The following is a 22,646-nucleotide window of genomic DNA, read 5'->3' as shown; positions in this document are numbered from 1 at the left end:
TACTTTCCTTTTTATAATTTGTTTCATTTTAGCTTTCTCCTCCCATCAGTTCCTCTGCTAAGTTAAGTAATTCGTGCATTCTCTTTGTTTCAGCTTCAATGACATCATAACCAGATTTAGTAATTTGGTAGACTTTGCGACGTTTGTCTTCGCTTTTTACCTCTTTAATCCAACCTTGTTTTAGTAAATTATCTAAGGCACCATACATGGTGCCAGGCGCAATTTTTACATTGTTATTACTAAGCCGATCAACTTCTTGCATTATTACATAGCCGTGTGCAGGTTTTATTAGTGACAACAAAATTAAATAAGTCGTTTCTGTTAAGGGTAAACTTGGGTGTCTAGGCATAATATTAGCTCCTTTATATCGTTAAACTATTCAGTTTAACTGTATAGTCCGATTGTATATCGTCGAACTGAATAAGTCAATACATATAAAGATAAATTCTGAAATCGGACTATCGAGAGATTGGAAAAGGAAGCAACTAAAATTGAACCTATTTAGAAATATTGTCTGAAAAGAAGTTGCAGTACTGTCAAAGTTCATATTAATTTACTCTTCTATATTCATAAAGAATATCTTATCATGGGAGTAGAGTATTAAAAATTTTATGTTATTTAAAAAAACATAAAGGAGAATTGAAATTTGGATTCATATTTCTACATTATTTTATTTTCAACCATTTCAGCAATGTCCAGAGGATTAATAAGTGTGATTGATAGGTATCAAATAGGGTATAAAAAACAATCTGTGTTAAAAGTTAATTTTTCAAACAATTTATATACGCTATTATTCATAATAATTTCGTTCTTTTATATAAATGTTAATGATCTGTTTACTATGATTCTTAATTATAAAATAATCATTTACAGCATCTTAGTACAAATTGTTGCAGTAGGATACTCAAAACTATTTAAACGCTTATCCATTTTTGAATCGGCGATCGTATCAAAAACAGCTGTTTTTTTATTCCTTTAGCCTTATTTTTTACGACAGGAAGAATAAATTTTGGTAATTATTTCATTTCTATCTTAACAACTATCATAATTATTATTTGGGTAAAGAAAAAAAGTGATTTAAAAACATTATTACATGGAGTAATTATTATTGTTCCACCGTTAGTTATACAAGCTTGCTTATTTCCTCTTTTGGTTGGAGACTATAAAAAATATTGATTCACTGATTTTATTTACAGTAAGTACTTTAATATTAAGATTTTTTGTATCTTTTATAAGTTTGATTCCAACCTTAAATCAAACTGATTGGAAAAGACACAATAAAAACTCTTTCGATAATCTTTATTTTTTAGAGCAATTTTAACGTGTATTGCACAAATAACATTTGTTTTTGTGACATCTTCTAATATTTCTTCAATTGCTTGGATCTTCTTGAATATTACATCGCTTTATGGAGTAATGTTTTCAAATTTGATTTTGAAAGAGAGTAAGAATAAGAACGAGATTTATATAATCATTGTTGTGAGTACTATAACAATTTTATCGCAATTATTAATTCATGGATGATTTACACGAAGAATTTAAAAAAGCGATTTTTGTAAAAACTATCTGCACTAAAAAAAGGCTTATATAGTTGCAAAATAAATTGGCTGGATCTAAATTTTTAGGCACTACTGCTCGATTTCGTGTCATAATTAGCCATAATGCAAATAACGGTGATTGATGTTGAGTTTAAAAACTTTCTACTAGGAAAACAAATTAAAGAATGATCTACCTTTTAGAGTGATTATTGAGTTAGTTTATTCTTAAAATTTAAAAGAGCAAAAACATAATTAGATTGAGGAGGTTTAATCATGAATCAATTGAATTTTATAGGTGTTAAAGTAGCACTCATTAATAAAGGGAAAGTATTAACTATTTTAAGAGATAATCTCCCAAACATTCCTTATCCTAATATGTGGGATTTAGCTGGTGGTGGAAGAGAAAATGAAGAATCACCATATGAAACTATGAGAAGAGAGGTTAAAGAAGAATTAGCTATTGATATTTCTGAATCAAATATTGTATGGACCAAATACCATGAAAGCATCACAAATGCAGGAGAAAAATCAGTTTTTATGGTTGCTAATATATGTGATAGTCAAATCGAGAATATAAAATTTGGAGAAGAGGGACAAAAGTATGAAATGCTAGCTTTTGAAGATTTTATTGATAATGAAGATGTAATCGAACAATTAAAAAAACGTTTCTTAGAATATCTTAATAAGTAATTTAAAACTAACCAATCTCAGTTTGTTAAGTAACAAACTCTTCTAAAACAATGAAGAGTTTGAATCTACAACCATTGATATTGCGTAATATTTTTCACCCGAACCTAGTGTCAAAGTTATGAAAAGAGCAAATAGTAAAGATGAAAACTGGGTTCAAACCTTCTACTAAGGAAACGAAATGTCGAGTTAAGTGCTTTTTAGAGCAACAGATGATTATTTTCCTCTAAAAATAATACTAGGAAAAAGTAGAAATTTAAATTTATGTGGGGGATAAATATGAAATATACACCAGAAAATTTTGAACTAAAAGATGGCAGAATCTGTAAAATTCGAGAGATTCAAGTAAAAGACGCTGCAGAAACTGTTAAATATTTGAAAACCATTATGGGAGAATCTGACTTTTTGAATTCCTATCCAGAAGAAATAACCATAACTGTTGAAGAGGAAGCAAAAATGATCAAAGGCTTTAATGAATCTGATAATACACTTATGATTGTTGTTGAAATGGATGGAAGACTGATTGCAAGCGGCACAATAATAAGACTAAGAAAACAGAAAATGCGCCATCGAGGAAATGTTGCCCTTGCTGTGCTAAAAGAATTCTGGAACTTAGGAATAGGGAAGAAGTTACTTCAAGTTCTCGAAGACTATGCTAAAGAATGGGGCCTTTCCCAACTTGAGCTTGACTATTTCTCAGGTAATGAAAGAGGCAGGGTTCTTTATGAGAAATGCGGATTCATCCAAGTGGGAGAAACTCCTAATGCCTACATTTTGAAGGATGGAACCCGATACAACAATATAAAAATGGTAAAAAGTATTTAGAAAAGCTTTAGTTCTACAAATCCCAGTTTATTGGATTAACAGTCCACCTGAATATCTAGAAAACTTAGTATATATAAGTGTTGATATTACTTTATGATTTCACAGGTGAGTTTTGTGTCATAATTATGACAACGGTACATAGTAGCGATGGTGACTGGGTTCTAGGCTTCTACTGGAGAAATGAAACATAGCAAAATATGTGGAGGTTAACTAATGAACAAAACAGCAGTGCTTATATATGATCAATTTTGTTATTTTGAAATAAGTGTGGCATTAGAAACTTTGCCCTTAAATGGTAGAAGGATTGATGTATTTGCAAAAACTAAAGATATAGTTAAATGTGAAGAAGGTCTAAAAGTTCTCCCAGATCAAACAATTTATGATTTAAACATAGAGAGATATGATAGTCTCTTATTACCCGGTGCGGTTGATATACGTTCAGCAGTTGAAGATCATGAAATAATTGAATTTATTAAAAAGTTTGAAGGTAAAATAATAGGTGCCATTTCTATTGCTCCTATTTTGCTGGTAAGAGCCGGCATATTAAATGGCAAGGCTTTTATGATAGGAACAGATAAAGAAGGTTTGCTACAGGAGGGATACAGTGAGGCTGATCTTAAATATATGAAGGATTGGAATAATTGTATAACAAAACCTATTGAAGAAGGTTATATTCTAAATGATAATATAGTCACGTCTGTTTCTTTTGAATTTATAAGATTTGGAATTCAGTTTTGTAATATGTTGAGAATTGAAATGTCTCCAAAAAGTTTTGGATTGTAAGATATTAACCACATGTTTTATTTAGCTTTAATAAAAGCTATAAGATTTATCATCTGGGTCTCATTTCATAATTATGATAATGGTAGATAGTAACGGTGAACACTAGCTTTTAAGCGCTCTATTAAGAAATTTAATATGGATTGATGTGCTTTTTAGAATACTACTTTGAAAATGTATGTATATAGGTTTGATTAAAATTTAATATTAGAAATTGTTTTTAATATTGGCAATAACGTAAGAATTAGGACATTGGGAAATAGATAAAGTAATAGGTAAAAAGGAAGCAGATAATCCTGTTCTCTTAACTTCAGTTATAAGAAGGGGTAGGTTTGAATGGATGATTAAGATAGACGGGAAAACAGCAGAAGGAGAATTTTTAAAATAGGAGAAAAAGAAAGTAGAATATATATGAGATTTAGTAAATATGATACTCAAGAGACAAAGATTAAAAAAATTGAAAAAGATATAGAGAGAGCTAAGTTTAATTGCCTTACTTTAAATGAGTTAATTGAATTGTTAAAAATAAGTTCTTTTTCTATTTTCAATCATTGTGAAAATATTTTAAATAGAATTGGAGACTATATTTATTTAAAAAAATACACTGATATCCAAATAGAGTATTTAATTTCTTTAGTTGAACGAACGATTAAAGAAGGGGAAGAAATTCCATCTAAATATAGGTATAAAAGTGATAGCTTACTTAAAAAATTACTTAGAATATTGCCAAGTGAAATCTCTTATAAATATGCAATGTCTTGTTTTAAGCATAGAAGAAAAGCTAGAAGAGAAGTAGGGTTTGATTATTTTAAAAGAAATTCTCAGTGCAAAGAAAGTATTAACAAATTATTAGAATTGTATAGAGAGACCTTTGATAAAAGAATTTTGGAGCTTATTGCTAGAAATTATAAAGTAGGTTTTCTAGAACCAAAGGATTTGAATTTTGTTTTATCTGAAATTGAAGAAGGATATTGGAGAACTCGTATAATTGAAGTTTTAATTGAAGGTGTATTAGAAGAAAATACAATAAAAATAATAAACCAATACCCTTATGACTCTACATATGCAATGGGAAGACTTGAAGATGATTCAATACTGCCAATAATAATAGATAGTTTTGAAAGTTTTGCTAGTGATTTAGAATCAATAGGGTTAGTTTTTTGGGCATTGGGTAAGGTTGGGGCTAAAGATGAAATAAATAAATTAGCCAAGATGTTTTATCAATGCTATCCGGTGGAAGAAATTAGAAAATAATAAACTATATGTACAATTAGGCTTAGTTTTAGCTACATAGTGTAGAATATCTTGTGTAAACCTAAATTGTTCATTGAATATAAAAAGCCCCGGGTTTCGTGTCATAATTATGACAACGGCAGATAGTAACGATGAACACTGGCTTTCAAGCCACGTACTATAGATACAAAATAAGGATTGGTGTATTTTTTAGACCAATTATGGCTCACGATTGTTCTAAAAGGCGTATTGGAATAGATATAATTTGTTAATTATTAAAAAGGAGGAAGAATTGGAAGGTAAAGAAGAATTAGAGTTTCCATTAAATGTTTTTGTTGATACACAAATATTTGAAAGTCAAAGTTTTGATATAAGTGATAAAAGTAGATTAGGATTGCTAAAAAAACAAGTTAAAAAGGGTGCTATCAATTTTCTTACAAGTGAGATAATTGTTGGAGAGGCAAATAAGCACATAAAAGAAAATGTTGAAAAAAAACAATGAAATAAACCAAAACTTTAATAGCAGAGAAATAGCTATTCTTAGAAACAGTAAGTATGCTGATAGTTTTAATAAATTGGATACTGAAGAGGTAGTTCAAGAAGCGCTAAATCAATTTCATAATTATTTAAATGAGGCAGAAGTAACATATTTAGATTTAGATAGTATTGAATTAAAAACTATACTAAATGATTATTTTAATAACAGAAAGCCATTCGGAACAGGTAAGAAGAAGCACGAGTTTCCTGATGCTTTTAATATTTCAATGTTAAAGAGTTTAAGAAAAAAAGATTATCAACCCATATATGTAATAAGTGGAGATAAAGATTTTGAGGACATAAAAGGAATTTATCTTTATAAAAGTATAGATGAATTATTGAATCTTATTAATACGGATAAACTTATCGCTCAACAAGCTTTAAAGTACATCAATAGTATTAATTATAGGTTTGCTGAGGAAATTAAAGAACAATTTTTGATAATTCACAAAACATCGAACTTGACGGGTTTGATTATGATCGTAAAGGCATTATTGGTGGATATGAATATGAGGAAACTGAGCTTCAAAATGTTAAGCTCTGTAGTTATAGATTATAACTCTGAAGAGCATGAAATAGTAGTTGCTTTAAAGTGTTTAGTAGAAATTGTAATTAACTGTACATTTTTTGATTTAGAGAACTCTATTTGGGATTCTGATGATAAAGAATACGCTACAATGGAATATGGTTTAATAAAAGAAAATCACAATAAAAAAATTGAGATAGTTGCACGTATACACTATGAGTATGAAAATGAAGACGAAGATTCTTATCCAGAATTTGAAGTAGATAGCATTGAAGTAGATACAGCACAAAAACTTACGCAGAGAACGTTAAATAGTAAAGGTAGACAAATCATTAATTATCCAGATCTTATTTGGGAAAATTATTGTCCAGATTGTGGATGTGGACTAACATGGGAAAATGATGGTGGAAACGATTTTTGTGATAAGTGCGCTCCTAATCATTAACAATTCACCTAAAACAAAGGAAATATACAGAAAACACCTGGGTTTAATAATAAAAGCTCTAGTAATGTGTTAGGAATAAACTACATCCACTTTTGTATTCGCTGAAATTGCTCATGATTTTACACCCGGTAGTGGTAACTTTCTAACAGAAACTTATATTACTTTTCGTAGACTAGAAAATCAAATTCTAAAGACCCTTAAGGAAACCAGATTGTAAGGGAGAAAATGCACAACATTATTTAGGTTTTCATTAGTCAGTTTTATGGAATTGAAATTATTGATTTTGCTGTTTCAATAATAAAAGCTTTTTAATGTAGAGAGTTTTGTCAAATTTATTTTATACGAAAATAAAAATATTTTCTTAGTATGAGAAAATAGTATTAAAAAAACACATGATAACAGGAGAATGATTGAATGGCTTCTTACCTACTGTAAACTTTATGTAAAATTGAACAAGCAAGTTGCTCTACTTTACTTAGTTCGTTATAATTGAGCTATCAAATATTTGGAGGTAACATCTGTGAAGAAAAAGTTTAGTCTATTAATGGTCCTATCTCTACTGGCAAGTGTTTTTTTGAATGTATTTACTGTAAATGCGCAAGAAGAAGCAGTTGAAATTGAGACGTTAAAAGTTGCTTTTGTTCCATCCCGTGATCCCGAAGAAATTATTACAACAACCGAGCCTTTAAAACAGCTCTTGATTGATGAGTTAGCTAAAGAAGGATTCAATGTTAAGAATGTCGAAATTACTGTCGGAACATCTTATGAAGCAGTCGGAGAGGGTATGGCTGCAGGAACGATTGATGTTGGTTTAATTCCTGGCGGAACGTATGTCTTGTTCGAAGACGATGTGGACGTTCTTCTTACATCGACCCGTCAAGGTTTATCGAAAGACTCTGAGAATCCAGCAGACTGGAATGACGGTCAAGCGACTGAATTAATTGAAGATCAAGTTTCTTATTATAAAGGCTTAATTATTGCAGGGCCTTCTGAAAAAGGCCAAGAATTAGCTGAGAAAGTAAACAATGGCGAAGAATTAACATGGGAAGACTTAGACTCTGCTAAGTGGTCAGTCATGTCCTCCTCTTCTTCATCAGGTTACATTTATCCTTCCATTTGGTTAGGAAACCAATTCGATGGTAAACAAATTTCTGACTTATCAAATGTCGTTCAAGCAGATTCCTATCCTTCTTCCATTGCTCGTTTAGCATCCGAGCAAGTAGATGTGGTGGTTGGCTTTGCTGACTTACGTCGTGATAATGTCGATGCATGGATGGAAGATATGGGACGTGAAGCGAGCATTTGGGAAGAGACAAATGTCATTGGCGTTACTCCTAATGTTTACAATGACACTGTTTCTGTAAGTAAGACTTCAGAGATAATGACAGACGAATTAAAAACAGCCCTTCAAAATGCTTTCATTAATATTGCTGAAACCGAAGAAGGTAAAGAAGTCATTGCCATTTATAGTCATGAAGGCTACAAACCCGCCAAAGCTGAAGATTATGAAACAGAACGTGAAGCACAAAAAATTCTACGTGAACAAGGTGAATAATAAATACCGACAAATAGTCTAAAACAAAACACCCACTGGACGGTGGGTGTTTCTTTAGTTGAAAGATTAAAAAAGGAGAAGGCAATGATCAAATTTGAACAAGTTTATAAAAGATATCCAAAAGGTGTATTAGCATTACAAGATATTAATTTGGAGATTGATCAAGGAGAATTCGTTGGCATTATTGGTTTATCGGGTGCAGGTAAGTCCACTCTCATTCGAACGGTTAATAAAATGCATTCCATTTCAGAAGGAAAATTAACGGTTGATGGGGTGGATGTGAGTGGCTTAAAAGGTAAGAGCTTGCGTCAGTTCCGACGTAAGATCGGGATGATTTTTCAGTCTTTTAACTTAGTAACTCGTGCAAAAGTCATCACCAATGTCTTATCGGCTTTTGTCCCTGATATCCCTTTTTGGCGCGTCTTGATTGGCTATTACAAGAAGGAAGAAGAAATAAAAGCCTTGGAAGCTTTGGACAGGGTAGGAATTCTTGATAAGGCCTATACGCGAGTCGACCAACTATCGGGTGGTCAACAACAGCGGGTGGCACTGGCTAGGACTTTGGCGCAAGATCCACGCATTATTCTAGCCGATGAGCCTGTTGCTTCTTTGGACCCAGTCACCGCTGCTGTAGTGATGCGAGATTTCCAGAATATCAATCAATCAGACAACATCACCGTCATCATCAATATTCATCATGTGGAATTGGCGCTTGAATATTGTGATCGGATTATTGGCATTCGCGAAGGAGCAATTGTTTATGATGGGCCTTCAAATGAAGTCACCCAAGAAGTCCTAAACCATATTTATAAAGGACAAAGCACTGAAGAGGAACGTGACTCCTATGAATAATCCAATACTTTCATTTATGCGTCCCAAAGAAATCGTGCTTTCAAATGGCAAGAAGGTGTATAAGAAGCGCTCTTTTACCTTGTTAATTGTTTTATTGATTACTTTATTGATTTATTTATCAGCTAAAATGACTGGTTTTGATTTACAAGTTTTAATCAAGCGTGGTGAGGAATTCTTTGTTATTTTAAAACGGATGGTACCACCCAATACGGCTTATTTTAATGAGGTAATCCCTCCGCTGCTCGATACGATTAAAATGTCTGTACTGGGGACTTTTATTGGTGCGCTTTTAGCGATACCTTATGCCATGTGGTCTGCCACTAACTTAACTAGAAATCACTGGATAACTAGTCTTTTAAAACTATTGTTGAGTCTAATCAGAACTTTACCAACCTTAGTGACCGCTTTGATTTTGACTTATATTTTTGGCTTAGGGACTTTTGCAGGGACCTTGGCAATTGCTTTATTCACCTTTTCTTTCATAGCTAAACAACTTTATGAAGCCATTGAGACAGCGGATATGTTGCCTTATGAAGCCATGGAAGCCTTAGGAGCGAATAAAATGTATAGTTTTCTCGGAGCGATTAAACCGCAAGTGCTTCCAACTTATCTGTCAGTAGCCTTATACACTTTCGAAGGAAATGTTCGCCACGCTGCTATTTTAGGTTATGTTGGGGCAGGAGGAATCGGCATTATTCTCGATGAGAATCTAGGTTGGCGAGAATATCAGAATGTCGGAATGATCCTGCTTTGTCTGTTCTTAACGGTAGTGGTGATTGAAAGTATCAGTCGCTATCTAAGAGCAAGGTTAACATAGGAGGTAGTCATGGTAGATAAAATTAATCAAATGTATGAAAGTAAAGATACGAATCGCTGGCAAGTATTGGCTTGGACGATGTTAGTAGTTGGGCTAGTCGTCTGGTCTGCTTCAACCATTGATGAAGTGGGGCTTGCTAAGCGGGGCATCACTTTTGCTGTAAGTATCATCCAAGGAATTGTTAACCCAGACAGAGAACTGCTTTTTAATCTTACGAAACAGTCGGTTCCTTATTTATTATTGGAGACGATGGCGATCGCCTTTTTAGGGACTCTGGTCGGAGCAGTCTTCTCCTTTCCTCTTTCTTTTCTAGCATCGAGTAAAGTGGTTCCGGTTCCTGTTGTAGTGATGACCCGTTTTTTGGTGATGGCTATTCGAACCATTCCAGCCTTTGTCTATGGTCTAATGTTTATTCGGGTGACGGGTCCAGGACCTTTTGCAGGCGTTATGACGATCTCAGTGACTTCCATTGGTATGTTAACCAAGTTATTTAGTGAAGCCATTGACGATATGGATAAATCCATTTTAGAAGCGCTCGATGCAGCTGGCTGCAATACTTTCGAGAAGATTCGTTGTGGGATTATTCCTCAATTATGGTCTAGTTTACTATCAACAATTATTTTCCGCTTCGATATGAATTTAAGGGATGCTTCTATTTTAGGTCTGGTAGGAGGGGGAGGAATTGGTGCACCCCTTAAATTTGCCATGTCCTCCAACCGTTGGTCGCAAGTAGGAGCCATTCTAGTAGGACTGGTTGTGCTCATTCTAGTGGTCGAATTTTCTTCTTCGTCTATTCGTAAACAATTGACAAATGGTTAGTAGAAGATAAAACACAGACTTACTAATGTAATGAGCTTAGTATTGGACTGAAACTGAATAATAGTACAAAACTTTAGAACACTCCCATTGGATTCAAGGAAAATGAATTTGATGGGAGTGTTTTTGTATGAAAAGAGTCTTCAATTCAGATGAAGCGAAACTTATGTAAATATTCCGTTTAAAATCATAGGTTTTAATTATATAATTAGGCCAAACTAAGGTTTTGTGAGGGTGAAAATGAAGAACTCACTATTAACAAAATAATTTGTATAGGATTAGTGCGCGGAAATTCAATTTAAATAAAAATTTAATATTTAATGTAATAAATTAAAGGTATATTTAAATTGAATTTTATAGGAGGGAAAATATGTTGACAGGTGAATTAAAGAATAAAGTAGAAAGAATATGGGAAACATTTTGGACGGGTGGAGTTACTAATCCGTTAACTGTTATCGAGTAATTTACATATCTCATCTTTATAAAAACATTAGATGATAAACAATTACAAAGTGAAGCAGAAGCGAATATATTAGGTCTTGAACCAAAAATTATATTTAAAGGGAATAGTAAAAAATACAAAAACAGCTTTGATTATGAAGACTTGAGATGGCACAATTTCAAAGAGTTTGAAGCAGAAAAAATGCATAAAACGATTGTTGAAGGAGTATTTCCATTTATAAAAGACTTGAATAGCAATGAAGGATCCTCCTTTTCTAAATTTATGACAGATGTAATGTTTCAAATTCCTACAGCTCAAATGTTAGAGAAAATTGTAACAGCAATAGATAGTTTAGTTTTAGAAGGAGATTTAAAGGGAGATCTTTATGAGTACTTACTATCTAAGCTATCTACATCAGGTACAAATGGACAGTTTAGAACACCTAGACATATTATAAAGATGATGGTCGAACTGGTAAAGCCAACCCCATCAGACATCATAATAGATCCAGCCTGTGGGTCTCGTGTCATAATTATGATAACGGCAAATAATAACGATGAATACGGGGTTTCCAGACCCTCGAATAGAAATAGAATAGTAAACTGGGGGAGTAATGGGCTATAAATTAATAGTGGAGAGCATTAAAGATGAAGGCAAGCTATTCCATGACATATGTGATTATATCCAAATAGACAATAAAACAATCGCCTTTGGTAACGATACAAGTCCCTCAAAAACTGATATTAGAATTAATTTTTATGTCAATAAGGATTGGGTCATTAAAATTAATTCAAAAAATGAATTAACTCAAAATGACTTTATTGAACTGATTAAAGTGATTGATAACTATAACAATAGTGCATTTATGTACCAAGTTACCTTCAATCTCCCGATGGAAATTACTTATATGAATTTAACTTGGAAAAAATAGAATTTGTTTCTTGGATTGAAGAATATGTTCCATACGAAATCTGTAACTTCAATGACTATTCAGACAATATAAAATTTTAAGTGTTAAAAAATACTGCCAAATATATGGCAAAAAATTCAAATAAAGATTTGATGAGTAGATGGAGTATGTGGTCAATCATTGAATTACCAGATTGAGAAGAAAAAATTGATGAGAAAGAACAAAATTATCATTTATTAAGAGAATGCTTATTGTCTATAAAACCAATCAAATTTAATTTCTACATTAGATGAGGTAAATCAGAACTGTAGGAATGGAATAAAAGAAGTTCTGCCTCAATTAAGAAAGTGCTCCATACAAGGCGATCTTAATGCAACAAATATTTTAGTTAATAAGAATGAATTTGTGGGTCTAATTGATTTTAATATGTCTGGAACGGTAGTGAATAATAATAATATTCTTAACGAAACAAGATATGAATTATCTATGTATGATTTTGAGAATCTAACGGCGAAAGAAAGCTTCGAGAAAATGACCGACTATCGTAATGATTTACTGAATCATGTTTTTAAAATTTATGATTTAGATAATATCGAGCAGAGTGTTTGGGATGATTATCGAAGGATTGTAGATTTATTTTTATGGCCGAATGTTAGTCTATGGAATTATTTGATTAAAGAAGATATTCATGTTGATAAAGTTATGGATCTTATAACGTTAATAATCAAGAGTTAGTAAGAAATTTTAGGAGTTTACATCTGGGTTTCGTGTCATAATAATGACACAGGCAAATAGTCAAGTAAATACAAGGGTTTTAGAGCTTCTAACAAAGTTTAAAATCAAAAAAATGAGTTATTGATGTACTATGTAGCAGGGTTTTTCGATAATAAATATTGTAAACAGTAAATCATTAGGGAGGTGAATAATTTGATTCATTATATGAACTTACATCCTGAACCTTTTTATAAAATAAAGTATAAGCAAAAAGATATTGAATTGCGATTGTTAGATGAAAAAAGGCAAATGATACAAGTTGGAGATTTCATTAAGTTTACAAATACTGAGAATAGTGAATGTAAATTAAGTGCTGTCGTGGTTGCATTACATAAATTTCCATCATTTGATAAGTTGTATGAGTCATTATCTTTATTGCGATGTGGTTATACTATCGACAATATTAATCAGGCTTCATCAGCTGATATGGATGTATACTATCCAAAAGAAAAACAGCAAGAGTATGGTGTAGTTGGTATTGAGATAAGAATATTATAAATTTGAGTTTATAAGGTTAGCAATTCACCTGAATAGATATAAAATTTGTATTTTATAAGTGTTGATATTACTATACGATTTAACACCCGGGTCTTGTGTCATAATTATGAAAACGGAAGATAGTAACGATAAACACTAGATTTCAAACCCTCTACTAGAGAAACAAAATATGAAATGAAATACTATTAGATCAATAAATTAATTATTTTGCTCTAAAAAGCATGAAAAAAGATAAATTATAATTTACAGGAGTTTTGATAAATGATAGAAAAAGTTGAATTCACGAATATGTGTATGATATGTGATGGCAGTAAGGTTATTGTCATTGATAGAAAATATGAATCAGGCTATCGAGAGAGTTGAGAAAATGAGAGATGTGTTTAAAGGATATTTGTTGTGGATGATGTTAAAATCTAAGTTATATTTTGCCATAATAAGACTCCCTAAAGTTGAATTTCATGGTCCAACTATAGGGGTCAGTACACTGATTGCCTCTGGTTATTTGTTTAATTGTTAAAAGACGAGATATTTAGTTATTAAAAAAATCTTAAAAAAACGCCTTCTAAATCAACCCAATTTTCAGTCATGAAAGATTATAAAAAGCGTCTTTTTTTGTGAAACTTCAATTTTATCTCAGTTTAAAACGTTTGGGTCCAAATAAATAGACGATCATTATACCTAAAACAAAATACTTTAAGGCATTAAGAATAAGAAGAGTGATGTCAATGATGGCTAATCGAATCTGAATTTTCTTTATAAAGACTGAACCAATTTGGTCATAGAAAATCTTATTAATATAGATAATTCCCTGATCATTGGAATAATCAGACTTTCCTATTCGGATATCTTCGACTTTCACTTTTGCGGACTGGCTATCTATTTCTTCAACGAATTGTCGGGATTCAATTAAATTGCTTATATTCAAACAATTAAAACAAACTGCTCGAGATAAGAAGTTTTTAAAGTAAAAATAATGGTTAGAACGAGCATTAAAAGACCAGGGGCTAAAAAATTGATTGAGAAAAATAAGTCATAGCTAAACTCTAAATCTACCAAAGTACCGGCTAATGCGAAAAGAAAGCCAACTTCGCAAGTGAAAAAACACTATGAATGAGATAATCAAAGAAAAAATAGTTTAAACGATTTAAGAGAGAGGTTAAAAAAAAGCTATACTTTATACAAGTTCTTTTAATTCGCTGTGCAAAATAAAATTGAGTGCTAACGTAAAGATAACCTAGGAGATTATACATAATTAAACATTATTTGATTTTCCTCAAAGATTGAGGTTATAATAAGTGAGGTCTATGTATAGTGTTATACAGAATGGCTTGATAGCTAAGAGGTGAAGAAGATTGGATCAGAAAAATTTAAGTATCTATAATCAATTGAAGCGTCGCATCATTGAGTTTGAATATAAACCCGGAAAAATACTCAATGAAGTTGATCTAGCTGAAGAATTTGGCGTAAGTCGTTCACCGATTCGATCAGCCTTGCAAGAGCTAGAGCGAGATGATCTCATTAATATTGTGCCAAGGTTTGGAGCACAAGTTGCTCCTATTGATTTTCGTAATATCAAGGGGCTATTTGATGTAACAAAGCAACTAGATCCCTATGCGACTCGTCAAGCCGTAAAACGGATCACCCCCTCACAATTAGCAGAGTTGAAGCAAATTATTAAAAATTTAGAATCTTATTCTACTACAGCAAGTTATCAAGAGGCTATCAACGAAGATGAACGATTCCATCAAATTATTTTTCAAGCTTGTGATAATCGATGGTTAAAAGAAACACTAGCTCATCTTCATTTACATACCGAAAGATTGTGGCATTATTGTAATGATTACTTTGATGATATGACTATCTTTACCAGAACCTTCCGTAAAATCGTGCAAGCGATTGAAGATCAAGATGAAGAGGCAGCCGAACAATATGCTTACGAACATATTGAAGACTTTCTTTCTAGAATTAAAGAATCTCTCTTTTAAGAGTGAATGAAATATAGTTAAAAACCTTAAGGTCTTAGTAAAAAGATCTTAAGGTTTTTTTATGTAAATTTTTATTTTAAATAAATCAAAATTTTTATCTAAATACAATTGACATTCATCTGAAAAACAGTTAGTATATCAGTGAGGTGATGAGATGGTTTCAACCCACAATTTATTATTGGATGTAAGCGTTAGCATTGTCTTCATTAAAAGTGAAAAGATAGAGGTGGTGATATGATTTTAACGAATAATATAACCGTCAATGAAAGCGGTAACACAATCTTGGTTGAAGGTGATCAATTAGCTGTTTTGAAAAAGGCACGTGACTTGATTCACAAAGGACATTATTTAATGACATCTCCTTTGGCCGCCAGTGGTCGGATGCATTTTTCTCCCGTACGGTCGATCTTGATATCAGATAAACCAGAAGGAGATAACACTCAGTCTCTTTTGGCAATTGAAAATAGCATAGAACTTTTACAAAACTCTTTAGCTACCCATACAGTGGATTACAAGAATAAGGAGGATTACGAATTTATTGATTACGAGCTTTTAAAAGTAGCTCTTAAAGAGGTAAGTGAGTTGGGAGATCGTTTTAACAAATAGGAGGGAATCAATTTGAAACTAGAAAGACGTAAAGTAAAAATTAATGATGTTGTCTTTGGCGATAAAAATGAAGTAGTAGGAGAAAAACTCGTTTTAAATCGCGAAGAATTAGTCAATTATATTAAGAGTTTGGACAATATTAAAGAGGTTACTGTCGATATCGCTAAACCAGGTGAAAAGACACGCATCATCCCTGTAAAAGATGTCATTGAACCACGGGTAAAAGTAGAAGGTGTTCCTGGATTTGCTGGGATAACTTCGCAGACTGGCCAGCTTGGGAATGGAGCTTATAACGTATTAGAAGGCGTTGCTATCGTTACAATTGGAGATATTGTCGGCTTCCAAGAAGGTGTGATTGATATGTGGGGAGAAGGAGCAAAATGGACGCCCTTCTCCAAGACTTTTAATTTAGTGGTGGATCTATCGGTAGTCGACGGATTAACAGCGCATGAACATGAATTAGCAGTTCGAATGGCAGGTCTATTAATCTCTGAATATGTCGGACAGTTTGCAAAAGACGCTCCAGTCTATGAAATCGAAACGTTTGAAGTAGGATCAAATCCAGAAGAAACAGCTAAATATCCAGATCTTCCTAAGGTAGTCTATGCTGAGATGTTAATCACTCAAGGACTTCTCCATGACTCTTATATCTATGGAGTGGATGCTAAAAATATTATTCCAACACTTCTGCATCCGCTGGAAGAACTGGATGGAGCAGTCGTTTCGGGCAACTGTGTAGCAGCTTGCGATAAGATTACGACTTATCAACATCAAACCAATCCAGTTATCTTAGAACTTTTGAAAAAACACGGCAAAGAAATTAATTTCCTTGGTGTGGTTATGGTTCCAGAACTAACAACCTTAGAAGGAAAATTTAGATCGTGTGATTTCACTGCTAAATTATGCAAGCAGTTGGGGGCAGATGGGGTGATTGTATCGGAAGAAGGATATGGAAATCCAGACTCTGACTTAGTCATGATTGCTGAACGATTAGAAAAACAAGGGATAAAAGCTGTTCTGATTACAGATGAATGTTCTGGTTGGGATGGAGCCAGTCAACCACTCGCAGACTCAAAACCAGAAGCAAAAGCTGTAATATCAACAGGAAACGTTTCTCACGTTGTAACATTACCAAAAGCGGACCGTATCCTGGGAGATCCAGAAGCGATTGCCAATTTGGCAGGAGGATGGGCTGGAGCCTATGATGCTGAAACCGGTGTTATGAAGTGTGAATTAAATGCTGTGATTGGAGCCACTTCAGAGATCGGATATCATAATTTGATGGTCACTGAGTATTAGAACGAGGAGGAAGACAATGGAAAAAAGAATCTTATATTATTTGAATCAGTTTTTTGGTCAGATTGGTGGAGAAGACAATGCCGACTTTGCTCCCGTTTTAAAGGAAGGGACAGTCGGTCCTGCCGTAGGATTTGAAAAGGAGTTGGGCGATGCAGGTAAAGTGGTCGCGACTTTTATTTGTGGCGATAACTATATCAATGAAAACAATGAAGCAGCTTTAGCTGAATTTAAGAAAGCAATGGATGAGATTCAACCGGATTTAGTAGTAGTCGGCCCCTCCTTTAATGCGGGCCGCTATGGGGTGGCTTCATCCTTAATTGCTCAGTTCGTGGTGGATAAATACGATATCCCTGTAGTATCAGGTATGTATGAAGAAAACCCAGGTCTTGAAATTACCAGACTAAAAGCATATACCGTTCCAACTGGAAATAGTGCAGTTGATATGCGATCTGCCTTACCTAAAATGGCTGCGATTGCGAAGAAAATATTAGCAGGCGAGCAAGTTATTCCTGAAGAAGATGGGATCTTCAAGCAAGGTAAGCGTATTACAGGCTTTTCCGATAAAATCGGTGCCGTTCGTGCGGTTGAGATGCTGATGAAACGTTTGAACAACGAAGAATATAAAACTGAAATGCCAATGCCTAGCTTTGACTTGGTTGAGCCAGCCCCTCCAATTAAGGACTTAACTAAAGCCACAATAGCTTTGGTAACTACTGGAGGGATTGTACCGGTAGGAAATCCCGATCGGATTCAGTCTGCCTCTGCTCAAAAATGGGGTAAATACAATATCGAAGATCATGCTAACCTTACAGGCGATTTCATCACCATTCATGGTGGTTTTGATCCTATCTATTGTAATGAATCGCCAGATCGTGTTCTTCCATTAGACTCTCTTAGAATAATGGAAAAAGAAGGCAAAATTGGTAAGGTTCATGAGAAATTCTACACCACGACAGGTACAGGTACGGCAGTTGGTAATGCCATCATATTCGGTAAAGAAATAGGAAAAGAATTGAAGGAAGCGGGAGTTGACGGAGTAATTCTTACCAGTACTTGAGGGACCTGTACACGTTGCGGAGCAACAATCGTTAAAGAAATCGAACGTTTTGGTATTCCAATTGTTCATATGGCTACAATTATTACCATTTCTCAATCTGTTGGAGCGAACCGAATTGTGCCAACAGTTGCTATTCCTCACCCTACTGGAGATCCATCCCTGGAGCGAAAAGATGAAGAGAAATTGCGCATGAAGATGGTTGAACGTGCGATAAATGCACTGAGCCAACCAGTAACGGAAGTTACGGTCTTCTAAATCCACTCGAACAGAGTGAATAGATTCTAAAATAATAAGAGCAGTCCCGATTGAATAGCTTTATAACTGTTCTATGGACTGCTTTTTTTAAAATTTACTTCTTCAGAATGACAAGATGTTCGAAAGTAGAAAAGAGGGGGAAAACATGGAAAAATCAAAAATGAACATTTGGACGATTCTAGGATTTACAGGCGCGTGTATCGCCTTTTACATTGGGGCCGGATTTGCGACAATGCAAGAAGTAATGCAATATGAGGCTTCCTATGGCTCACGATTTTGGATTGTCATAGCTGTTGCGGCAATCATTTATGTCTATACGAATTTATCCTTTGCGACCAATGGTAATCGCTTGAAACTTGAAAGAGGCGGCGACATATACCAACATTATACCGGTAAGTACATCGGTGCTTTCTTTGATTATTTTTCTGCCTTTTTCTGTTATATGTGTTTTATCGTTATGTGTGGAGGGGCGAATGCTACGGCCTCTCAACAATGGGGATTAGCAAACGGAGTAGGTGCATTGGTTCTAACCATTGCAGTAGTTGCTACAGCTGTCTTTGGATTAGACGGAATTATCAAGGCACTTAGTAAAATAGGACCGATTATTATTATTCTTATTCTGATTGTATCAACAATTACTGCGATCACTGGCTTTCCAAACTTCAGCGAAAATGTAAGCGCAATTGATCGAGGCGTTTATGATTTGGTTCAAGTAGGCGGCGACAATCCATTTTTTTCAGGCGCATCATACGGTGGCTTTGTTATTTTGTGGTTTGCAGCTTTTCTATCTGAAATTGGTGCAAAAAACAAATTAAAAGAAGTGAACACAGGAATGCTTCTATCTACTTTATTCATTTTCGGGGCAGCAGCCATTTGTTGTATCGCTTTAATTAGCTACATTGGTGAAACTGGTAAGGCTGATATTCCAGCATTGGTATTAGCTAATAAAGTGAACCCGGTATTTGCGCAAGCTTTTGCCGTTATTGTTTTTGCTGGAATCTATACCACGGCAGTTCCTCTACTCTGGACAGGGGTGGGTCGTGTGGCCACAGATGGAAGCTCACGCTATAAAATCTTAACCATTTTGGGTGGAGTTATTGGAATGGTAATCGCTATTTTCTTGCCCTACAAGGATCTTGTAAATGTCCTTTATGGAATTAATGGGTATTTAGGATTTATTCTGGTTGGTTTTATGGTTGTTCATGATATCCGAACAAAAATGGGTTCAAAATTGATTCAATAAATTATAATTTTATACTCTCTTCATATCGATTTTTTAAAAAGTCGGCTACGTATAGTTGTTATTCAAATCAATTAAATAGACCGAATGGTTTGATTCACCAATTAATACCCCTGAGATCAGTCCAATCTGACTTCAGGGGTTTTTAATAGTTACTGATTAGCAAAGTGTTCATGTGTCCGTTCAAGATCAGGACGTATTCCTTCAAAGAGGGTAATAGAGATGTATTCAATATATTTTTCTTTATCTTTTTTATCTTTGTTGTGTGTCCAATTAGTCAGTAGGGAAGCAAAGGAATCGGTATAAAAGTCAATCAGGAAGTCCTTATAATCTTCAGGAATGACCATCTCTTTTGAAATGTCATCGACAATATTACGCATATTTTCAATGAAGTTATTATAGAAGAATTTTTTCAATTCATCTCTACCTAAGGCATTGATGGCTGAGCTAACTACGTGTTCATTTTCTTCCACATAGTTCATGGCAAAGCGCACCACTTCATCATATTCGGTAAAATAGTCATATTTTTGTATCGGTTCAATCGCTTCATCTTCAAACATCCAGTTGAGTAAATCGTAGATATTAGTAAAATGGTAATAAAAAGTTTTGCGGTTGACGCCACAGTCTTCTACAATTTCACGAATCGATATCTTGTCTAAGGCTTTTTTATTCATTAGTTTCTTTAAAGAATCAGCTAAAGCTCTTTTCGTCATTGTTGTTGTAATTCGTTCTTTTTTCATACTTCCTCCTTGAATGAACAATCGGACAAATAATATAAAATGTCTAAAAATAGGCCAACTGTCCTTATATTGAACATTGTCTAATATATCTAGCTCTAATATACTCTAAAAGTAGTCGTTTAACAATCCTATTTAACGACAATATTTTTATTTAAGGAGGAAGTATGGAAAAAGTATTTAGAAAGATATTGCAGCATGACAAGCTTGTCTTGTTCTTTTTTATGATTGGATCTGTAATAAGTCTATTAAGTGTGCCTAGAGTACAGGTGAACTATGATATGAATGATTATCTTCCTTCAGACAGTCCTTCTACGCAAGCTTTATCAATGATGGAGGAAGAGTTTGAAGGTCAAGTCCCTAATGCGCGTTTAATGCTAGAGAACCTAACCATTCCTCAAGCGTTAGCATTTAAGGATAAAATTAGTCAAATTAAAGGAGTGGATGAGGTCCTTTGGTTAGATGACACTGTTAACATAACGGAACCATTGGATCAATATGATCAAGAGCTTGTTGAGGCTTATTATAAAAACCAAAATGCATTGTATTCAATTACTATCGATGAAAGAGAGCGAATAAAAGCGGTTGATGCTCTGCGCGATTTGATAGGAAATAGGGGATATTTGGAGGGAGCGGCGGTTAACACGGCAGTTGCAGCTGAATCCACGGTTGAAGAAATCGGTAAAATCATTAAGGTTACGATTCCAGTTGTCTTAGTTATTTTATTAATTACGACCAATTATTGGTTTGAGCCCCTTATTTTATTGTTAACGATTGGGGTATCAATTCTTTTAAATGCTGGGTCAAACTTGCTTTTTGGTACCATTTCCTTTGTAACCAGCGGTGCTGGCAATATTTTGCTCTTAGCAGTATCGCTTGACTATTCGGTCTTTTTACTTCATCGTTTTGAAGAAAATCGGCAGCTAGGTATGGAAGCTGAGGCAGCGATGGTCAAAGCTTTAAGTCAATCACGTGGTTCGATCGCTTCTAGTGGCTTGACCACCGGCATTAGTTTTGCTGCATTGACCTTAATGCAATTTAAAATTGGCCCTGATTTAGGTATAGCCTTAGCTAAAGGGATTGTGATTAGCTTACTTACTGTTTTTATCTTATTACCAGTCTTGGTTATAAAAACCTACCGTTTAATGGAAAGGACGAAACATCAACCACTTCTACCACAATTTAGAAGATTAGGTAAGGGCGTTACTAAAATGATGTTTCCATTAGTAGTTGTTTTTGCTATTTTGGTAGTTCCTTCTTTTTTAGCGCAAAAGGAAAATAACTACTATTACGGCCCTGAACATATATTTGGACCAGAGACAAAACTGGGTCAAGATTCTGCGAAAATCAAGGAACACTTTGGTCAGTCCAATCGGATGGTTTTAATTGTACCTAAAGGTGAGCAGACTAAAGAAATCGCTCTGAGTAATCAGTTGAAAAAAATTCCTGAGGTCAAGGAGATCATTTCTTATGTAGATACCGTTGGGCCTGAAATCCCTAAAGAGTTTTTAGATGCAGAGACCCTAAAGCTATTAGAATCAGAAAACTATAGTCGAATGATTCTAACAGTTGATTCGGAATATGAAGGAGAAAAATCTTTTAACTTAGTTGAGGAAATACGTGAGGCAGCTGATAAATTCTACCCTCATCAAGCCCATTTGGCGGGAGAAAGTGCGAGTACTTACGACCTAATGGATACCATAACAAAGGATAACTTGAGCGTCAATTTGATCTCAACAGCTGCTGTATTCATTGTTTTAGCCATTAGTTTCAAATCAATAATTATTCCATTCATCTTGGTTTTATCCATCGAAACAGCTGTTTGGATTAACTTAGCCACTCCTTATTTCACTGATCAGGTTCTTTTTTATTTTTCATATTTACTTGTAGGAGCGATTCAATTGGGGGCTACTGTTGATTATGCCATATTGCTGGCAAGAAGATATTTAGAAAACCGTGAAAGGCTTGAGAGAAAAGCAGCCATTATCGAAACGATTTCTAATGTTACGGTTTCAATTATGACATCCGGATCTGCCATTGTTTTAGTAGGGTCACTACTTGGTTATATAACGACCCACGGTATTTTAATGCAATTAGGAAGGCTGCTAGCTAGGGGATCAGTCTTTTCTATTTTAATTGTCCTTTTTGTTTTACCTGGTTTGCTTTATTTATTTGACAAGCCGATTGAAAAATTAACTTATGGTTTAAAATTCGTGAAGGAGGAACACTAAA

General features: G+C 34.0%; 22 protein-coding genes and 2 pseudogenes. 21 read left to right on the top strand and 3 right to left on the bottom strand.

Features of this window, described 5'->3' with window-relative positions; translation table 11 throughout:
* Positions 1-28: 28 nt before the first annotated feature.
* Positions 29-349, bottom strand: coding sequence for a PadR family transcriptional regulator (locus ACQV2Q_RS08185; protein ID WP_428882452.1), 321 nt, complete (start codon positions 347-349; stop codon positions 29-31).
* 1,462 nt (positions 350-1,811) lie between these two features.
* On the opposite strand from ACQV2Q_RS08185, the gene ACQV2Q_RS08180 reads away from it, so the two are divergent.
* The 15 genes and pseudogenes from ACQV2Q_RS08180 to ACQV2Q_RS08110 all read left to right on the top strand — a co-directional run bounded on the left by ACQV2Q_RS08180 (position 1,812) and on the right by ACQV2Q_RS08110 (position 13,235).
* Complete coding sequence (locus ACQV2Q_RS08180) at positions 1,812-2,228, top strand: NUDIX domain-containing protein (RefSeq protein WP_428876215.1); 417 nt, start codon at positions 1,812-1,814, stop codon at positions 2,226-2,228.
* A 276-nt stretch (positions 2,229-2,504) separates the two neighbouring features.
* Positions 2,505-3,050 carry an N-acetyltransferase family protein gene (locus tag ACQV2Q_RS08175; RefSeq protein WP_428882450.1) on the top strand — a complete coding sequence of 182 codons (546 nt, stop codon included), beginning with the start codon at positions 2,505-2,507 and terminating at the stop codon, positions 3,048-3,050.
* 213 nt (positions 3,051-3,263) lie between these two features.
* Complete coding sequence (locus tag ACQV2Q_RS08170; RefSeq protein ID WP_428875283.1) at positions 3,264-3,833, top strand: DJ-1/PfpI family protein; 570 nt, start codon at positions 3,264-3,266, stop codon at positions 3,831-3,833.
* 408 nt (positions 3,834-4,241) lie between these two features.
* On the top strand, positions 4,242-5,084 hold the full coding sequence (locus ACQV2Q_RS08165; RefSeq protein WP_428882448.1) for a hypothetical protein: 843 nt from the start codon (positions 4,242-4,244) through the stop codon (positions 5,082-5,084).
* 271 nt (positions 5,085-5,355) lie between these two features.
* The gene (locus ACQV2Q_RS08160; RefSeq protein ID WP_428875281.1) at positions 5,356-5,565 is read left to right on the top strand and encodes a PIN domain-containing protein; all 210 of its coding nucleotides are present in this window, start codon (positions 5,356-5,358) and stop codon (positions 5,563-5,565) included.
* The gene (locus tag ACQV2Q_RS08155) at positions 5,546-6,571 is read left to right on the top strand and encodes a PIN domain-containing protein (RefSeq protein ID WP_428875280.1); all 1,026 of its coding nucleotides are present in this window, start codon (positions 5,546-5,548) and stop codon (positions 6,569-6,571) included. Before ACQV2Q_RS08160 ends, ACQV2Q_RS08155 begins: the two co-directional genes overlap by 20 nt.
* Before the next feature lie 520 nt (positions 6,572-7,091).
* The gene (locus ACQV2Q_RS08150) at positions 7,092-8,126 is read left to right on the top strand and encodes a phosphate/phosphite/phosphonate ABC transporter substrate-binding protein (RefSeq protein ID WP_428875279.1); all 1,035 of its coding nucleotides are present in this window, start codon (positions 7,092-7,094) and stop codon (positions 8,124-8,126) included.
* A gap of 84 nt (positions 8,127-8,210) precedes the next feature.
* Entirely contained in the window at positions 8,211-8,978 is a 768-nt protein-coding gene (phnC, locus tag ACQV2Q_RS08145; RefSeq protein WP_428874090.1) for a phosphonate ABC transporter ATP-binding protein, read from the top strand.
* Positions 8,971-9,795, top strand: coding sequence for a phosphonate ABC transporter, permease protein PhnE (gene phnE / locus ACQV2Q_RS08140; protein WP_428874091.1), 825 nt, complete (start codon positions 8,971-8,973; stop codon positions 9,793-9,795). The genes phnC and phnE (ACQV2Q_RS08140) overlap by 8 nt, the downstream gene beginning before the upstream one ends.
* Before the next feature lie 9 nt (positions 9,796-9,804).
* Positions 9,805-10,614: a phosphonate ABC transporter, permease protein PhnE gene (phnE, locus tag ACQV2Q_RS08135; RefSeq protein ID WP_428875277.1), complete on the top strand. Its 810-nt coding sequence runs from the start codon at positions 9,805-9,807 to the stop codon at positions 10,612-10,614.
* Positions 10,615-11,086: 472 nt separating this feature from the next.
* A pseudogene (locus ACQV2Q_RS08130) lies at positions 11,087-11,383 on the top strand (type I restriction-modification system subunit M N-terminal domain-containing protein); the annotation flags it as partial.
* Positions 11,384-11,428: 45 nt separating this feature from the next.
* Positions 11,429-11,677 (top strand): annotated as a pseudogene (locus ACQV2Q_RS08125) (N-6 DNA methylase); the annotation flags it as partial.
* The gene (locus ACQV2Q_RS08120) at positions 11,667-11,984 is read left to right on the top strand and encodes a hypothetical protein (protein ID WP_428875276.1); all 318 of its coding nucleotides are present in this window, start codon (positions 11,667-11,669) and stop codon (positions 11,982-11,984) included. The pseudogene ACQV2Q_RS08125 and the gene ACQV2Q_RS08120, both read left to right, overlap by 11 nt.
* Before the next feature lie 405 nt (positions 11,985-12,389).
* On the top strand, positions 12,390-12,698 hold the full coding sequence (locus ACQV2Q_RS08115; protein ID WP_428882447.1) for a hypothetical protein: 309 nt from the start codon (positions 12,390-12,392) through the stop codon (positions 12,696-12,698).
* A 183-nt stretch (positions 12,699-12,881) separates the two neighbouring features.
* Positions 12,882-13,235, top strand: a complete 354-nt coding sequence (locus tag ACQV2Q_RS08110) for an ASCH domain-containing protein (protein WP_428875274.1) — start codon at positions 12,882-12,884, stop codon at positions 13,233-13,235.
* Positions 13,236-13,863: 628 nt separating this feature from the next.
* Here ACQV2Q_RS08110 and ACQV2Q_RS08105 read toward each other — a convergent pair.
* Positions 13,864-14,160, bottom strand: coding sequence for a hypothetical protein (locus ACQV2Q_RS08105; RefSeq protein ID WP_428882446.1), 297 nt, complete (start codon positions 14,158-14,160; stop codon positions 13,864-13,866).
* Between the two features lie 427 nt (positions 14,161-14,587).
* Between ACQV2Q_RS08105 and ACQV2Q_RS08100 the strand changes: the two genes are divergently transcribed.
* The 5 genes from ACQV2Q_RS08100 (at position 14,588) to ACQV2Q_RS08080 (ending at position 19,680) form a co-directional block, all read left to right on the top strand.
* On the top strand, positions 14,588-15,220 hold the full coding sequence (locus ACQV2Q_RS08100) for a GntR family transcriptional regulator (RefSeq protein ID WP_428874098.1): 633 nt from the start codon (positions 14,588-14,590) through the stop codon (positions 15,218-15,220).
* Positions 15,221-15,454: 234 nt separating this feature from the next.
* Positions 15,455-15,826 (top strand): GrdX family protein, encoded by a 372-nt coding sequence (locus tag ACQV2Q_RS08095; protein WP_428874099.1) that lies wholly within the window; start codon positions 15,455-15,457, stop codon positions 15,824-15,826.
* Positions 15,827-15,838: 12 nt separating this feature from the next.
* Positions 15,839-17,125, top strand: a complete 1,287-nt coding sequence (locus ACQV2Q_RS08090) for a glycine/sarcosine/betaine reductase component B subunit (RefSeq protein ID WP_428874100.1) — start codon at positions 15,839-15,841, stop codon at positions 17,123-17,125.
* A gap of 16 nt (positions 17,126-17,141) precedes the next feature.
* On the top strand, positions 17,142-18,437 hold the full coding sequence (locus ACQV2Q_RS08085) for a glycine/betaine/sarcosine/D-proline family reductase selenoprotein B (protein WP_428875271.1): 1,296 nt from the start codon (positions 17,142-17,144) through the stop codon (positions 18,435-18,437).
* A gap of 145 nt (positions 18,438-18,582) precedes the next feature.
* Positions 18,583-19,680, top strand: coding sequence for a YkvI family membrane protein (locus ACQV2Q_RS08080; RefSeq protein WP_428874102.1), 1,098 nt, complete (start codon positions 18,583-18,585; stop codon positions 19,678-19,680).
* A 149-nt stretch (positions 19,681-19,829) separates the two neighbouring features.
* On the opposite strand, the gene ACQV2Q_RS08075 is transcribed toward ACQV2Q_RS08080, so the two are convergent.
* The gene (locus ACQV2Q_RS08075) at positions 19,830-20,417 is read right to left on the bottom strand and encodes a TetR/AcrR family transcriptional regulator C-terminal domain-containing protein (protein ID WP_428874105.1); all 588 of its coding nucleotides are present in this window, start codon (positions 20,415-20,417) and stop codon (positions 19,830-19,832) included.
* Between the two features lie 164 nt (positions 20,418-20,581).
* Here ACQV2Q_RS08075 and ACQV2Q_RS08070 point away from each other — a divergent pair, with 164 nt between their 5' ends.
* On the top strand, positions 20,582-22,645 hold the full coding sequence (locus tag ACQV2Q_RS08070; RefSeq protein ID WP_428875268.1) for an efflux RND transporter permease subunit: 2,064 nt from the start codon (positions 20,582-20,584) through the stop codon (positions 22,643-22,645).
* Position 22,646: the final 1 nt, after the last annotated feature.

It is taken from the genome of Facklamia sp. P12950 (assembly GCF_050409465.1).
GTDB lineage: Bacteria > Bacillota > Bacilli > Lactobacillales > Aerococcaceae > Facklamia.
Note: the sequence above shows the minus strand (reverse complement) of the source record. Positions and strands in the feature narration are given on the sequence as shown.